The sequence below is a fragment of the Pseudomonas sp. GW822-FHT02G04 genome, assembly GCF_058802085.1.
In genome coordinates this window covers 18247-34440 of record NZ_JBXANU010000019.1, presented here as the reverse complement: position 1 = coordinate 34440, position 16194 = coordinate 18247, and the positions used below count along the sequence as shown (strand labels likewise).

Annotated in this window: 11 protein-coding genes; all 11 read right to left on the bottom strand. The window is 50.4% G+C overall.

The window, feature by feature from the left end:
* Positions 1-632: 632 nt before the first annotated feature.
* Positions 633-2402, bottom strand: a complete 1770-nt coding sequence (locus AC1RO5_RS21420) for an ATP-dependent nuclease (protein ID WP_493177489.1) — start codon at positions 2400-2402, stop codon at positions 633-635.
* A 184-nt stretch (positions 2403-2586) separates the two neighbouring features.
* Positions 2587-3408, bottom strand: a complete 822-nt coding sequence (locus tag AC1RO5_RS21415; protein WP_493177488.1) for a hypothetical protein — start codon at positions 3406-3408, stop codon at positions 2587-2589.
* Between the two features lie 64 nt (positions 3409-3472).
* Positions 3473-3667 carry a hypothetical protein gene (locus tag AC1RO5_RS21410; RefSeq protein ID WP_493177486.1) on the bottom strand — a complete coding sequence of 65 codons (195 nt, stop codon included), beginning with the start codon at positions 3665-3667 and terminating at the stop codon, positions 3473-3475.
* Between the two features lie 140 nt (positions 3668-3807).
* Complete coding sequence (locus AC1RO5_RS21405) at positions 3808-4473, bottom strand: HNH endonuclease (RefSeq protein WP_493177484.1); 666 nt, start codon at positions 4471-4473, stop codon at positions 3808-3810.
* Positions 4473-5993, bottom strand: a complete 1521-nt coding sequence (locus AC1RO5_RS21400; RefSeq protein ID WP_493177483.1) for an AAA family ATPase — start codon at positions 5991-5993, stop codon at positions 4473-4475. Before AC1RO5_RS21400 ends, AC1RO5_RS21405 begins: the two co-directional genes overlap by 1 nt.
* 194 nt (positions 5994-6187) lie before the next feature.
* The gene (locus tag AC1RO5_RS21395) at positions 6188-10687 is read right to left on the bottom strand and encodes an NACHT domain-containing protein (RefSeq protein WP_493177481.1); all 4500 of its coding nucleotides are present in this window, start codon (positions 10685-10687) and stop codon (positions 6188-6190) included.
* 134 nt (positions 10688-10821) lie between these two features.
* Positions 10822-11556 (bottom strand): phospholipase D-like domain-containing protein, encoded by a 735-nt coding sequence (locus AC1RO5_RS21390; protein WP_493177479.1) that lies wholly within the window; start codon positions 11554-11556, stop codon positions 10822-10824.
* Positions 11557-11726: 170 nt separating this feature from the next.
* On the bottom strand, positions 11727-13193 hold the full coding sequence (locus tag AC1RO5_RS21385) for an SEC-C metal-binding domain-containing protein (RefSeq protein WP_493177478.1): 1467 nt from the start codon (positions 13191-13193) through the stop codon (positions 11727-11729).
* A gap of 136 nt (positions 13194-13329) precedes the next feature.
* Positions 13330-13665: a hypothetical protein gene (locus tag AC1RO5_RS21380; RefSeq protein WP_493177476.1), complete on the bottom strand. Its 336-nt coding sequence runs from the start codon at positions 13663-13665 to the stop codon at positions 13330-13332.
* Between the two features lie 449 nt (positions 13666-14114).
* The gene (flgE, locus tag AC1RO5_RS21375) at positions 14115-15428 is read right to left on the bottom strand and encodes a flagellar hook protein FlgE (RefSeq protein ID WP_493177474.1); all 1314 of its coding nucleotides are present in this window, start codon (positions 15426-15428) and stop codon (positions 14115-14117) included.
* 31 nt (positions 15429-15459) lie between these two features.
* A complete protein-coding gene (gene flgD, locus AC1RO5_RS21370; protein ID WP_305409910.1) occupies positions 15460-16182 on the bottom strand; it encodes a flagellar hook assembly protein FlgD in 723 nt (240 codons plus the stop codon).
* Positions 16183-16194: the final 12 nt, after the last annotated feature.

The window sequence follows — 16194 nt, the reverse complement described above, 5'->3', positions numbered from 1 at the left end:
TCTTTGAGTGATGTATGCGTCCGGTTTGCGCCACGACTCGAAGTGCGTGCTCAAAAAAAATCAGTCGATACGCTGCGGCAGTCCAAGAGTAACGCTACTTCCGCATCTACGATTGCCTGTAACACCATCCTTGTACTCCGCTGACTCACTGTAGGTCGACTCCATGATGGAGTCGGATACTACGAACAATTTAATTTTTTGGGTATGGAGAGGTGTCTAGAAAGCGTGGTGATTTCTACCGAGCCTGGCCAGTGCCCCTGATCTCTACCCATTTGTGAAGTGCACCTCGAGTGCAAGCTGAGCGCGCCGGCCCACGATGGGCCAAAGACCTGAGGAAGAACGCCTGTAGGCCATAACCCGGCGCAGCAGGGGTTTGGTTCACGACAGCCGTTCCCCGAAAGGGGGAAGACCAAAGCGGGTATACCGTGAGTCGCGATTAAACTACGAGGCAGGGAGGTCGCCGAAGGCGTCGCTTAGTAGGCTTTGCAGGACTACCGACGCACGGCCTTGGAGAAAGTGCTCCTGGCCGCTGATATCGAAGCGCACAGGATTGATTTGAATGCCAAGTAGCAGGCGCGGCGGTCAAGCTGCAGTAATGCTCCCAGATGGAAGCATTACGGTGAAACGTGCTGTTAGATAGCTCGCATCCAATCGAGGGTGCTTCGGAAAACGGGATATTCTTGATCAATTATCTCCGGCTGCCAGCTCCGGATATTGTCTTCTTGAGCGATTATGGCTGCCTCTCCCTTCTCCCCAATGTTCAAAGCATCCTCAATGCACCCCATTGGCCAGACCCAAGTTGCAAAACCTTTCATTGCTTCATGAGCAGCATTCGCGAGAGCTTGGCCGTCAGCATTTCTCGCAAAAGCAGCCCAACATTCAGCTGCTGAGCCGCTTCTGGAGTTCTGAGGCATTCCGTTACCTCCGATCTGGAAACCTTCGGTTTGGCCGACGACCTGAAGCACAGATCTGACGTTATCCATCTCTTCGCATTCTTTCGGTAGCCAGGGCCCTCTGGCATGAGTGAATGCAAAATCTAAGTCAGCGATCACACCGCATTTGATCCCCATTGCCGTCAGGACGGAAAAACCCTTGGGAATGGAAGTACAGCTACCGAGAGCAACAAAGCAGATCCGTTCGAGCTCAGGCCTGACGCCATAGAGCTTTTCGTAGATGAGTGGTAGCAGCCTCTGATCGGTTTTCCCTTCGCAGAGAATTACCTTTTCAGCGAAATAGATCTCAGCAATATTTCCGAGCTCAAAAATGGTTCGAGATTGGGCTTGTGCCTCTGCCATAGCTTGCGCAACCGCCGCTCCCATCGGAATGCGAACCTCGGAACCATTCTCTCTTGATCTGCGCACGATCACCGTTTCAGGCGCGTTATCCCTGCTCACCATCAATGGCGAATGGGTGGTGAACACGACTTGGTAGCCGGATTTTGAAAGCACATGCAGTGCCTCCCTAAGGCCTCTGACACCTTGTGGGTGGAGGAAAATCTCGGGCTCGTCGATGAGCAGGAGGCGACGGGCAAGGTCATGATCGCGGGTTTTTCGGATGTCGGCCAAAAGCCGGATCAACGCCATTTGTATCGCACGCTGCGCACCGCTGCCCAAGGTGTCGAAACGTCTGGTTTGACCGGATATCTCATCGGTCACGTTTAGATCACCGCTCTTGAAAAACTCCTTAACGTCGATTGATGGTACGTCCAGGTTTAACAGCAAACCAGGGAAGAAGCTTGAGAGGGCATTGGTGGCATTGGTGTCGAACTCAGTCAGTAGAGGGGATCGATTCTCACCGTCAGCTCCCAGGATATTCCTGACCGCTGTGAGTGCATCCTGAACCTCTTGGTGGGCGGTGAGGATGGGCGCCATAATTTCATCCAGCAGCCCACGAATTGTGCTGCCAGCTTTGCCTTTGCCTAAGTCTTCCTGGACATCGTCCATGGCGCGGATATGCAACGCTTCGGGTAACAATGCCGAAATGGCTTGAGGCAGGCCCGTCGGATAGGAGCGCCAAGAAGTTGGCAGACCTTGCTCATCTAGCTCCGCATTTTCCCAGACTTCCGTGGTCGGTTTAGTCGAGCCTGACGCAGAAATCCTTATCCAAAGGTCACCGTTGATGCAGTAGGGGGTAATCGCGGCTTGATGTTTGGGTTCAGGAATTTGCGCAATCAGCTCCTCTGTAATCCCTGACACACAGGCGCTAATGATGACAGGCTGATTGGGGTCATTAGCGTCTGTTTTCGCGAATGCCTTTGGTGCTAGTACCAATCTAATCGCGTCGAGAATCGTGGATTTCCCCGCGTTATTTTGACCGACCAGTGGGGTGAAATCGCCCAGCGGCAAGATCACTTGCTTACACGAGCGGAAGTTCTTGATGTGTATTTTGCTCAAGGAGTGCATGGTGAGAATTCCCTGTCTACGGTGGGCATGGCTCCTCAGCGTAGTTGGAAAGTGGCCATGCGCCACGGTCTTGCACCAGCATCATGGTTCTGGTCGACATACGCAGCCTGTTTTGAACTGGTCGGATACGTCAGAGGGCGAATTTGAATGGCCGGCGTTGTGGCCGGCCACCACTTCATCAGACTCAGAATTCGTGATTAATATCGTCGAAGAAGTTCGGGCCTAGCTCGTATTCCAAAGAGCCAAACCGCGCAATCAGGTCTGCTCTCACTTTACCTTCCGCTACAGGTTCAAGGTTGATCCAGTAGTTGTATACGAGCCCCTCATCCGATTCATTTGTCGTGATTTCCGCGTCGGACAGAAGCTCTGCATCTTCGACAGATATTCCCAATTCGCTCGCCAAGGCTTGGGCCAAGGTTATGCCGTTGCCGCGTTCAGCTTCTTCGACCTGGGCCCAGTGCTCCCACTCAGACCTACGGTCGCGATCAGCATCAGACTCACTGCTGGAGATGGCCACGCCTTCCTCGGCAAGCAACCATGTACCATCACGGCGTAGCAATTCCACCGTGGCTTTAAGATAGAACGCTGCACCGTGATACATCCTCTCCTGATCTTGCTGCCCCTGGTAGGTCAGGGAGACTTCTAAAGTAAGCTTCCCGGTTGCGTCGCTATAGTCAGCGGTTTCAACTTCAAGAGCATCAACCCTGAATCCACTCGCATTGGTATCCGCAATCGCGCCGGAGAGCTGATCCTCCAGTTCTAGATCCAGGTCGGCGTAGACATCGTCTTCATGGATCGCTTGGGAGAAGTCTTTGATCCCAAAAACAGCCACCATCAGACGCGGATCCTTGGTGTTCCGTTGGGCGACTACAGAAAACTCATGGTAATCAGCGAAGCCTGCTTTTCGCACCAAGGTTTCTTGAGCGACAGAAAGCTTCAGGCCCTGATCACGAGCAAGCTGTTTAGCTTGAGATTTAAAGATGTTTAGCGGGGAAAAATCAGACATGGCAATGGTTCCTAAATCTACGACGCTTAGGTGTCCGATTGCCTGTTCACCGGGCAGCGTCTGGTTAGGGACATGCCGATGTAATGCGGGAAGGTGTTAAATCATGGGCTATTGCTTCGCGAAACAGGCGCCAGGCGACCATCACCGCCTGGCCCTGATCATAGGTCAGGAAAATCCACTTCGCAATAGCCTTCGGAACGGCGATCACCAGGCTGCTTTCGCTGGATGCACCTAGAGGAGTTGCTCGGATATAGGCCATGATCGCAACAGGAGCGCGCCGGCCCACGATGGGCCGAAAGTAATTTTTTCTGATCTTCCTGCTAGAGTGCTCAGACCGCCCATAGGGCCGGTCTTTTGTTTCCGGAAACGGCCTCATGCTGCCTAAAAAGATTGAAATGTTCAGGGTGCATGGTTTTCAGCGAAGTCTGGATTAATGGTGAAGTTTATCGTGCCGAGAAATTTTGATATTTCTTGGGGGGTTGCATCGGGCGCGCAACTGTTCAGAAAATCACTAACTTTCTTGGTTATTGCGTAACTAAAATCTTTCCATTCACCATATTCATACGAAAACCTCAGCAGGTTACACGCAATAAATGTCTCTCTGCCCTTGTGCTTGTTCTTTGGCATGTATATAACTTTCCCTGAGAAGTTTGCGATCTCCATGTGATCCTCATACTTATCGTAGTGAGGGTGTATGATTTTGTAGGATTCTTTATCTCTAGGGTAAAACGCTTTTGGTCTGAGCGCACCAGTCAGCACATCTTGGTCGAGCTTGCTTAAATTGCATTCCTTACATGCGAGAGCAAGGTTTTCTGGCTCAAACAAAAATCTAGGATGTGCTGATTTTGCAATAATGTGCTCCACATCCCAGCTCAGCCCGTGGTTTTCTCTTTTCAGCATTCGACAATAGGCGCATTTATAGCCTTGTTGTTCCAGATAGTGTTTCCGAATTGAAGCTCTGAGAGGAACCATCGGCCCAGTGGTTTCGTTCCATATCCTATGGCTTGTCCCATCGTACTTTTTAATGTAGTCGGAATCGTCCACGCTAAAGACTATCGGCTTCATCAGTATAGTGTCCCGAGCTGGCTGATCAGGTGATAAACCGGATCTACGTTACTCATTTTGCTCTGGAGCTTAAATAACCTCGTTGCCGTTTCCCTATCATCCTGATTAAAATCTTCTCGCTTAGCGATTTTTGTGAGAAGTATAAGAACAGTGCGCAATAAGTATTCATTGTTCTGTCCTGGCGACTGGAATATCTCTGCGAGCTGGAAGTCCGCAGATCTCTTTGCATACTCATAGGGCTTATAAAGCCTTCCCTCTTCGAGACTTAATACATATCCATTATCAGTAACGAGCCCTGAAACTAATTGAGGTGAGTGCGTTGCAATGATGAAGTGGCAACCGTGATAATCAGAAAAAACTTCTTGAAGTTGCTTAACTAAGCTGCTCTGCCATTGCGGGTGAAGGCTGATTTCCGGTTCGTCAATACAGATTAATGAACCGTTTTGAATAGAGCCAGCGATACCCAGCATCATCGTAAGCATACATTGCTGGCCTGAGCTTGCTTGGCTTAGTCGCAGTCGGGACTTGTTGCTGTTTTTGAGTAGTGTTATATCATATATCTTTATAATCCCAAATCTTAAAAGTATTGACAGATCACTGAGTAGGTTTTTTCCAGCTCCCGCATCTAAATCCCAGAGATAAATTTCTAGGTGGGATTTTTTTTGGCGCTTTAATGTGTCATAGAATTTATATCTGTGGTCGTCATCGTAAGGAAGGTAACTGAATTCATCTGACAGATAATCAATAATTTCCGGGGTGCAGTTGAAATATATTTCTGATTTCTCTTCGTCCGGCAACCTATTGAATTGCTTAATGTCTAAGGCTAGCTTTACGTCTAAATAGGGTGCGAATCCAAGATATTCGAATATATTAGAAAGCCTGTATGCATTTTGCTGTCCCTTCATAACTCCGTCTATTAGTGACGAGAGGCTGCTGGGTACGCTACTGCCATTTGGTCGATCTGATCCGATATAGCTATACTTAATGCCACTAGGCTTTTTCTTGGATTGGCTCGAGCTCGGAAATCGGTCATGGCGCCCTGTTGATACTGCGATAACATGTGTAGGGCAAACAGCAGACCCTATAGATAGCTGTACATCTTCGTCGTTTTGGGTATTTATTGATTGGCCAAATTTTTGTGGAACAAAATAGAGGCTTGAAACCTCTGTGACTTCACTTAATGGTATCTGGCGAGGCCAATTATACGATTCTGAAGAGTCCGGAATTTTCAGATGGTCTCGGACTTGATAAGGTGCATTAAAGTGCTCAGTGAATGTACCTGTATACCTCGACGGGTCTTCAGGTGCGCTGATGAAGTGAGACGTCAAAGCTTCAGAATAAGGCCTGTCTTGCCTTGCGAACACATAGGTACTAACGATTTTTCTTAATAGCCGACTTTTCCCAGCAGCGTTTTGACCTACGACCATCGTAAATGTGTTATCCGTCCATTCGCTTGTTGGGCTGTCGCTCAGAGGCACTCTTTTTCCATCAGCCCAGACTGACTCTATTTGAAACCGCATCAAAGATGATCCTTATCGACAGTCGAGCGGTGCTTAAAACCAACTATGGGAGCCAGCCCCTAAGGGGGCCTCAAGCGGGTCGATATCAAGCAACGGGTAGTTTCAGAAAAAGGCAATATGCCAGCTTGCCTACCGCACCGCCAGTGGATCGTTATTCAAGCGCTATTCGGGCATCTGTGGATAAGTCGGATCAGCTACAACTTTACTGGAACATACCGTTTTGATTCCCCCCTGGCCCAGTCATCGCTCCATTGAAGCATTTGTGGCTTGCCGCGCTCGTGCCACACCACGCCTTCTGAGCGTCGCCGAGATGCATTGGTGTTTTCACCGCCCGGCCAAGCGCTACGTTCCGTGACAAAGATCCATACGCAAGCGAGCCCATCCTCCTTCAGGAATGTCTGGAAAAGCTGTTGGTCTATGAACGCGTGGGAGCCATTGCCTGGGCTTCTGCCGCAAACGAAGCGCGTTTCCCCAGCATGATCCACATAGATATTTGCATCTTCAGGATCAGGCTTTAGGTTGAGCCGCTGGGCAAGCCAAGGCGCTGGCATCAAAGCTTGAGCGCCTTCGGGCATTGAGACATCCAGATGTGGTTCCCAGTAGTGACGAAAGCAGGGATAAGCGACCTCTATCTCACCCAAGTCGTGAAAGTAGTAGATTGACCACTGCTCTTGAGCCCATGTCGAGCGCCATGGCGCCTCTCTGAGATAACCATCGTTGGTGAAATCGCGTGCAGTCCATGAGTCAACGTCCAGCTTTTGCGTCGTCCGGATGTAATCGAGAAGCTGCTGTTCGTCTTCTTGTTTAACGACTACTGGCAATAGGAAGCGCCACTGTGCTTGCCTGGAGCCATGCTCCCGACCTTGCTTCTCTTCGTATCGCTCGGTTACTGAGCGATGTTCGTGCAGGACTACCCACGTCCCACCGGTTAAATCCTCACGGCTAACTAGGTTCATGATGCCGGTTGAAGGTTCCTCTTCAAAAGGCCATTTCCCCACATCCGCTTCGAGAGTCTCTCGAATTGATATCTCAAATTTCTCAACCGAAGGGTATTGTCTTTGGGGGCGACTGCGCTCGTCAGCAAGCAAAATGGTTGGATCGATTTCTCGATGAGTACCGATGTCCAATGGGTAGGCATACCGACGCGATCCCTGCTCAGTCCTTTCCGATAACCATCTGTTGTCGGCCAGGCTGCAGAGAAGCTCATCGAGAGCAAGCCATTGGTATTTTTTCCCTATGCGCTCAACTAATGGCCGATCACGACTGTAGTCATGCCGAAGGCTACGATCATGTGGAAACAGCTTTTTCGTCCAGCCGAAGCTATAGGCTCGTTTAGCGACCCAGCGCTTTGCCGAATTCATGTCGATTTGAGGAAGCTGTTCACGAGCATTTCTAGGCGACTTGAAGCGTTTTCTATATTCTTTTTTATATCTAATCCGCTCTTCAGAGCTTAAGAGCTCCAGCAGCAGCCTTTCAGCCATCTTGAAGTTTTTTGAGCTTTCTTCAACGTCTTGCTCAGAAAGACCGAGCCTGATATCTCTGAAGGGATTAGGGCTAAAATCATGCATCAATTTTAGGACGCGAGTCCTCAGCTCGCAGTGGTTAATGACCTCATCTTCGAACTTCTCATAAATTTCGGTAGCGCTGAGTGGCTCAGGCGAAACCAGTGGTACGTTCAAAAATGAGCTGACCCTAGGTTGGATTTGATAGCTCGCGAAATCGCCTCCCCAGCCAGTGCAAGAATCCAGAATCTGGGAGTCTCCAGCCCGCTTTGCAACTTTTTCGAGGGCGTCCTCGGACACGGAAAGTCTGACGGTTTTGGAGTGATAAGGAGGCATCGCTTTCACGATATCAACCTGTTCAGGCAGGTGACCATTTAGCAACGCGAGCTCAATAATGCCCAATGCACTGTCTCTGAGTATGATCGACAGCGGTACAACCTCTCTGTCAAAAACCGCTGTATTCGCGATCTCAGAATAGGTGTTTAGTCGATGCGGCCCTGGATCGATGCAGCATGCGCCATAGGCCGCAGTATGCAGACGCTCAAGGACGTAGAGATCGTCCACACGGGCAAAATCCATGCAAAGCATCCCATACAGGCTGGGGTTCCAAATCATGAGCGACGTGAGTGCTTTGGTGGCTTTGTCTCGCAGTTCCCGATTGGAGCTTGCAAAAAACCAAGTCAGGGTTATTGCGCAGAGATACTGAGTCTCTGGATCAGTTTGGTCGCTCTGCTCAAAGGCACTCCATTCAATCAATCGCTGAGCGGTATTTTCCTCGTCCATGGGCAGGCTGTTTAGCTGAGCAGTCCATGATGCATCCCGTTTGGCCATACTCTGAGCAGCTAGCCGGTCGTGTAAGGATTTCGCATTCCAAGGGTGACCGACGCTTGCGCTCACCTGAAGGATAATGTCGAAATGCTCTTCGCTTTCCAGTAGAAAAGAATTGAAGAGCTCAAGCGTACGTTTGCCGAATGCTTCGTTGGCTCTCCACCGGAGACTCTCGATAAATGCACTGCCAACAGAGTGTGCTTTTGCCCAGTGATCTACATCGCCCGGCATGGCATCTAGCAGCTCTATTTGGAAGCGTTCCGGAATTTGTACAGAGAGCGCCTCCACCAATCCAGCCCACTTTCCATGAAGACGTTTACCATTATGAACGAATCGCAGCGAGCCACATTCCAAAGCTTCTGCAGGGTCTTTAACTTCATCCAAAAGCCCTGAGGCCATTAAGTAATCTTGTAACCTTTGGAAGTTAAAGCGAACGATGTCTTCGGCTGAGTCAAATGGGTCAGCCTCTCGGCTTTTTGGGTCTGGATCAATCCTGAACAACCCATTTCGCTGAAGCACCTCAAACCAGGTTGTTCCTAATGGAGCAGGAAAGGCGTGAAATCTTTCAGCAACGATTCGTATGGCATCTGAGTGCAGAACATAGTCTTGCCTTTTTGCGGCCATCTCCGTAGCAATTAATGAAAGTGCATGATTGGTTGGCTTTACGAGGTCATCACTACCATCCCTTCCCGCACCTAAATTTCGAGCAATACTTTTCAGGTAAAAAGAGAAAACCTTTTTCGTACCTGTCAGCCCTCTGGGGAACCACTTTTGATTCTCTCTCTCGAGGGCAATGCAGGCACTTCTCAAAAATAACGGATTGATGAATTCGGCAACTAACCAAGGAGTGTTTGGCTGTGAAATTCCTCGTTTTTTAAGATACATCCGTGCGGCGTGGGTTTGCTCTTCAGGAGTGGTAAAGCCGCGAACGTAAAATGATGGCACTGTCTCCTTGAGAGTAGCGGGTATAACGTATTGCGTATACTCCGTCCGGCAGCTGAACACGACAACCAAGTTTTTATACTTTTCGATCCTACCGATAAACTCTGCAAGCTCCTTACGCCAAAGAGTTATGCCCGCCCCCTCATTCAAAGCATCAATCAAAATCAAGCCACGCTTATGCGTAGCTTCTGCAGCAGCACTCAATGCCTGAAGTAAAACGTCTGAATCGATATCACCGAGGCCCAACCTGTTAGTTACTTGCCCCCAGACAGTGTCATTATTTAAGTGCTGCCCCAGTATCAGGATGGCTACTCTGCCGTCTGATATAGCTTGCTGAGCAATGCTGCCGAGTAAGTGAGACTTTCCTATTCCAGCTTCCCCGAAGAGAAAAAAGCGGCGGCTAGGTTCTGCAGAGAGATACCTGTCCTGAAGTGATGATCTGAACACGTAACATGCGTCACTCAGCTCGCTTAGCTGATGTTGTAGATAGTCTAAGGAATGGTCGCCGGACGTTTTTTCTTTTCGAATTTCCTCCTTTGCCTCCCAAGCGACCCTTTGGAGGGAATGGACGTCGTCCGAGATACTTTCAACATGCCCAAGACACTCCTCAAGCGGCCAAGCAAGCCAGGCGTCAGAGGTGAATCTTTGCCTCAGCTCTCTAAGCGTACCAACCTGGGATGTGATGTTTTCTATTAAGTGGGTACTAGCCTTCCCCAATAGCTTCGCCACATTGCTTATTTTGACCAAAGAAGAAAGTTTATCGATCTTGGCCTGAAGCTCGGAAAGGATCCCCTGGTCATGTAGGATTACCTTGAATAACCTTTCAATCCCGACCTCCACATGATCGTCTGGATGATATCTCTCGTCGAGAGACTTAACGGCCCATTCAACTTTTTCTGAAAACCAATTTGGTGAGAACTCAACGTCACCAAACCAGTACCTTTTTAGTCCTTCGGCACTCGGAAGGGTCAGTCGATTACTCAGATCTGAGGCTGTCCAGGGAATGAATTCGACCGTATGCCCCAATGGCACATATGATGCCCATGTCGCTTTATGAGTTTCCCAATGTTCCCAGCCTCTTTTCCCGCTATTTTTTTTCCCGGTCTTATCAGTCAGATCGCAAGCTAAGGCCACAACATATTTGGTCAAGGATGGATGTGACTGCAGGGCTCGTTGAACAGAATCGTCAATATTGGCCCAATCAATTTCGCCTGCTTTTAAATAGTATTTGGCTTGGTATCCAATCTTGCTTCCGTCACTACGCAACCAGTAGGCCTCGATACCCCCGTCCCCCCCAGCCCCTTCTATTCGCCTAAATTCCGCATCAGCGGCTGGTGGTTCACGCCGTGCGAGCTGGCAAACGAGTTCTTCGAAAGCGAGGCGTTGCCCTGAATCCTTGCCCCTAATGCGTCTGTAATCCATGGTTTGTCCGTAACGAAAGCTGGTAGTCATACTGGCAGAATGCCTAGATTGTACCGTCTTCCGAGCAGCCAGGATTGTTCGTTGCGCTGACTCTCCCGTGAAGGCCAGCGGATCGTTCTCTAACGGGTTAGTAGCTAAGTTAGTGCTGGTGAGGCAGACCATAGCTGCTCGTAAGCCGCGATCTTCAGCGCAGTTGTTTCCCTATCAAACTTAACCAAGGCGGTGGGGGATCTGGTTGCAAGGGCATTGAATGATTGCCCGATGCTCCACGCGGTGGTTCCATCTACAATAATCAGTCGATCATGCAACGTGCGTGCAGGTGCTAAGTGAATTTCAAGTGGTCGGGTAGTCGAAAACTGTGTAATCCATCGCTGCATCGCCGGCCTTAGCCCCGGTTTTACACCCTGAGCGTCAGCTAGGATTCGTATCGATACTCCTTCTCGCGCCTGAACGACATACTCATCCAGAAGATTCGCGTCCGCATATGGGTCGATGATGAGAATGGACTGGCTTGCATCTCCAAAAGCCCGAGCTACTGCGCTCAGAGCCGTAAATGGCTCGCCTGTTGGTATAAAACCGTTTCTTGACGCAGCGGGAGCCCGCATCTCAGCGCGGGCAAGCGCCTGATACAAAATTGCCGTCATCCGTTGCACAGCAGAATCATGCCCTGGGACATAGGCATTGCTAGACAACCCTTGGGCAGTAGACTTGAAATTTATCGCATCGGCCATGTCGCCAGCTGCTTCCACCAAGACAGCGGCGCGGCCTAGCCACTGCTGTCCTACCGGGTTGTTCCAACCATGGTTTCGCAGGTCTGGCATCTCAGTGATGATTTGGCCTAGCTGGATATAAAGAGCTTCAGGGGTCATGGGCATCGGATTCAGTTCTCGGCATTCTCGCGGTTGGCCAAACAACCAGGTGACATCGTCGCTGAGTGTAGCCAGAAAGCTAAGGCTTAGAGGTAGAAAGTAACGAGGCATCAGTGCTTGGAGTCTCATTTCTTCCTATCTACGTGAAGCCGGCGAAAGCAAACTATCGTTCACTTCATTCCTGTTAATAAACAGCATTTTTTGTATTTTTTTGTAGAACCGCATGGGCATGGATTATTTCGACCAATATTTTTTGGCTGCCCCGGAGATGTAACTCGTTTCTCCGAAACATTGTCCAGAATTTTGTATGTCTTCATTATTTTCTGAGCAGCCATCCGTTCTTCGCCTGAAAGAGGAACTGACGCATCAATTGCAAATATAGTTTCTGACCCTCCTGATCTGCCTTTAGTGTCAGCGCCTAAAATAAGTATTTCTCTAGCTCCCTGAAATTTATAGCGTGCCACATGGGCATACAGTCGCATGCATGCTGTTCGCTCCCGCCGATACTCCTCATAAGACGCATACTCATCGCCCCATGGAAAAAACACGAAAATATACATTCGACCAGGGTTGCTCAAAGACTGTACTGCGCGAGAGGAGCGAATCCCTTTTGGCACGCCACCAAACTTTTCGAATAAGGCAGAGGCTAAAAAGCTGCTTGAGTTAAGGTTCTCGGAAGCAAGGATTTGAACAGCATTTGAATGAGTCAGAAATGGAAGATCGCTGGCCTCTCCAACACGTGCCTCTATAATGCTGTCAGCAAAACGAGCTGTAATTTCATTCCAGAGTCTGGCTTTAACCTTATGCTGGTGCCGAAGCGCATAGACCATCGTCTGTCTGTAATGCTTCCATTCTCCCTCAGGAATGGCAAAGAAATTACCTTTATTTTCAGGTAAGTTTTGGATATCTCCAAAGCCGTGACCACCATCCTCTTGTAAATAAAATCCTAACGTCTCTTCTTCACCAGCACTGAGCAGTAATTTTTGCTCCCGGATCGCCTTTTCTTTTACTTCCAGATAGCGAATAAAATCCGCTGGAGTAGCCAATTCTTCTAGCAAAAGTTTTATGCCGCTTTCATCAAGCACGTGAACAAACGTTTTTTCTTGGTCTACATCCCCTACGAAAAATGGTTTTTCAAGGAGGGTCTTCTCAGGAACCTGGTAGTAATATCCAAGCGTGCCACTGCTGCCCGGCTTTATAGAATCGAAGAATTGTTTTGCATGCTCACCGATTCCTCGGGTGACCGCGATCAAGTGAATCTTCAAGTGCGGACTGGTCAAATCGAATGGAAATGTATCTTCCAGCTTGCTGTTTAGAAAAATCTTTTCAGGGTGGTTTCTTACAAAGCTTTCAGCGCCGTGAAGTTGTTTGGCGGACTCCTTTACAGCCGCCCTATACCAACGACTCCATGCGAGATTGATCTCACTGTGCGCCTGGAATTTAACATGCCCTTTATCCGAGAAAAGAATCAGGGTGTTATCAAAATAGACGGTGAGATCGGCAAGTTCTTTCCCCTTGCCTACCGACCTGAAAAGACTCGGATAGCACCATAAACTGAAAAACGTGTTTGTAGCAATTGATGAAAGAACCCTTTCGCTTTCGTTAACACTTGGCTCTTTTTTAATAGGCTTTAGCATCTATTTTCCCCTGTACTTTTTGCGAAGTTAAGGTTCTAAAAAAACCTCAAGCGAAGTTTTCGTATGCATGTTATTTCCGCAAGCTTGTGTTCAACTGCAGGACTTCTCCTGACGCCGCCAGAGAGACTTGACGCGCTCAGAATGGGATCGAGTCGTCGAACTGAAAGGGGGGCTTTCTCGGCACTTGCGTAACGATCAAGGGAGACACCACGAATAGGTTGACGATGCCCTCTCTATCCATGAGAAGGATATGGCTTCGCTTGGACTGATCCAGCTTGTTGCCGATCCAGTTGCGACCAGCTTTGGCAGCAACCCAGAATCGTCGCGTCGAACCGTCATGGGTAAACTCGGTATCGGCATCTCTGAAGAAGCGAGTCAGATTTGGGCCTGGGAGGGAGCGGAAATGGCATTCTGTGTTAACAGCACAGATCAGCTCCGCGACCTGCTCCAAGGTTCGTGTCTTCCATTTCATACTCTATTCCACCGATGAGCCATCAACTGGTTTTGTGATCCATGTGCCTAGGCATAATAGACGAACACTGAATTTTCCCTTTCCGTCACGCTTAATCGACTCGAAAATGTGAAAAGTCTTACCTCGAGTCCTTGGCTGATTTTCGTATACTTTCGAACCTATAAAACAGGGTTACCCCCTCAAACGTATACGTTTTTATCTGAAAAAATAGCCATAGAAGCGCTGAAGCCCTTTATCGACGTGGCCTCTAATAATATATACGAACTGTACCTAGGCACTCTGCCAATAAGCTGAGCCGGTAGGCGCTCCAGGGCGCTTACCTGAAACCCCCGATGAGCCTTTGGCTGGTCGGGGGTTTTCTTTTGCCTGCCTTTAAGGTCGAAATCTTGATTCTGCAAGGCAAAAAAAACCCCTCTTGCGAGGGGTTTTTTATGCAGCACTATCAAGCATCAGGTCATCTGAATGATGGTCTGCATGATGGTGCTCTGGGTGGAGATGGTCTTGGCGTTCGCCTGGTAGTTGCTCTGCGCCTTGATCAAGTCAACCAGTTCGTTGGTCAGGTTGACGTTGGACTCTTCCAGGGAGTTGGAAACGATCGAGCCCAGGGTACCGGTCTTCGGTGCATCGACACCGGCCACACCGGAGGCGAAGGTTTCTTTCCAGCGTGTACCGCCGACTGGCTGCAAGCCTTGCTCGTTGGCAAAGCTCGCCACCGCCACCTGGCCGATGGCCTTGGTTTGCTGGTTGCTGAAGTTGGCGGTCATGACGCCGCTGGCGTCGATGGTCAGGCTGGAGATCTGGCCGGTGGCGTAGCCGTCCTGGTATTGGGCGGTACGGGCGGTTGGCGAGTTGTAAGAGGTGGTCAGCGCCATGTTGAACGCGATACCGCCAGTGGCAGCGACGGAACCGTTCGGACCCCAGGTCACAGGAGTCGTTGCGGCGTTGGTAATGGCGCCTGGCACCCAACCGGTCATGGTCAACGTGTTACCAGTCTGGGTCCAGCCGGCACCCGCCGTCAGCGTGTTGATGCTGCCATCGGAGTTGAAAGTGATGTCAGCGGTGATCGGCACTGGAGGCGTGGTTGCAGGGTTGGCCGGGGAGCGACCATCCATGTAGGTATAGACACGCCAGGCATTGGTACCCGTTTTCACGTAGTACTGGTCCATAGTGTGCTCGTTACCCTGGCTGTCGTAGACCTTGGTGGAGATGGTCTTGTTATAGCTGTTGGTATCGGTCGGGCTGAACGGGGCCACGGTCGGCGTGGTTTCTGCCGAGTTCAGGTTCATCGTCTGATCAACCTTGGTCGTCGGATTCGGCTTCAGGCTCGAGGTATCGATCTTCAAGTCAGTCAACACACCGTTGATGATCTTGCCGTTGGCATCGACGCCATAACCTTGCAGACGGTTGCCGTTGTTATCGACCACATAGTTTTGAGCGTCGGTCTTGAACGCACCGGCACGGGTGTAGCTCAGGGAACCGTTGTCGCTGAGGATGAAGAAGCCGTTGCCCTGAATGCCCATGTCCAGCACGTTGCCGGTGTTGTTCACATCGCCCTGGCTGAACTGCTGGGAAACGTTGGCCAGGCGCACGCCGTTACCAATGGTCTTGCTGCCGGTACCCAGGCGAGTGGCCGAGTACACGTCTTCGAATTCTGCACGGGACGATTTGAAACCGGTGGTCGCGACGTTGGCGATGTTGTTGCCGGTCACGTCCAGTTGTTTGTTGGCTGCATAGAGACCGCTAAGGCCGATATTGAAAGACATATTCCACTCCTTTGTGCCGTGTTAGTCGGCTCTATAGACCAATGGTTTGCACTTTGGACAGGGCAACGCTGCCCAGGCCTGCCAGGTTCAGCATCAACTCACCGCCGGTCTGGCTGATGGTCACGCTGTTGACCGTTGCCGGCAGGTAAGTAATCAGTGAGGTGTTCGTGCCGTCGATGGTGCTCGTTGCGCCGAAGGTGTAAGTACCCGCCGGTGCCACCGCGCCCGAACTGTCCTTACCGTCCCAAATGAAGCTGGCGTTGCCGGCGCTTTGGCTGCCCAGGTCGAGGGTGCGGATGACCGTGCCTGCCGAGTTGGTGATCTTGACGGTGGCCGCGGAAACCGATGTCGGCACCACGACGGTACCGTTGAGGCTCTTGGAGGTGTCGACCACGGCTTTGTCGGTCTGCGCGATGACCGAACGCCCCACCAGCGAAGAAGCCTGCAAGGCTTGCGACGAGTTGTAGTTGCCGGCAATGCCGCTGACCGTGTCGTTCAGCGTGGTGATGCCTTCCAGACTACTGAACTGCGCCAACTGGGCTACGAACGCGCTGTTGTCCTGAGGATCGAGCGGGTTCTGGTTTTTCAGCTGAGTAACCAGCAGTTGCAGGAACGCATCCTTGCCCAGCGCCTTGCTGCCGGTGGCACTGCTGGTCGCCGCGGAAAGACCATCACTGGTGGTCGTGGTTTTGACCGAAGAGTTGGCCAGGACATCCTTGATGCTTACGCCGCTGGTGGTATCGGTAACACTCATCGAAAGTCGCCC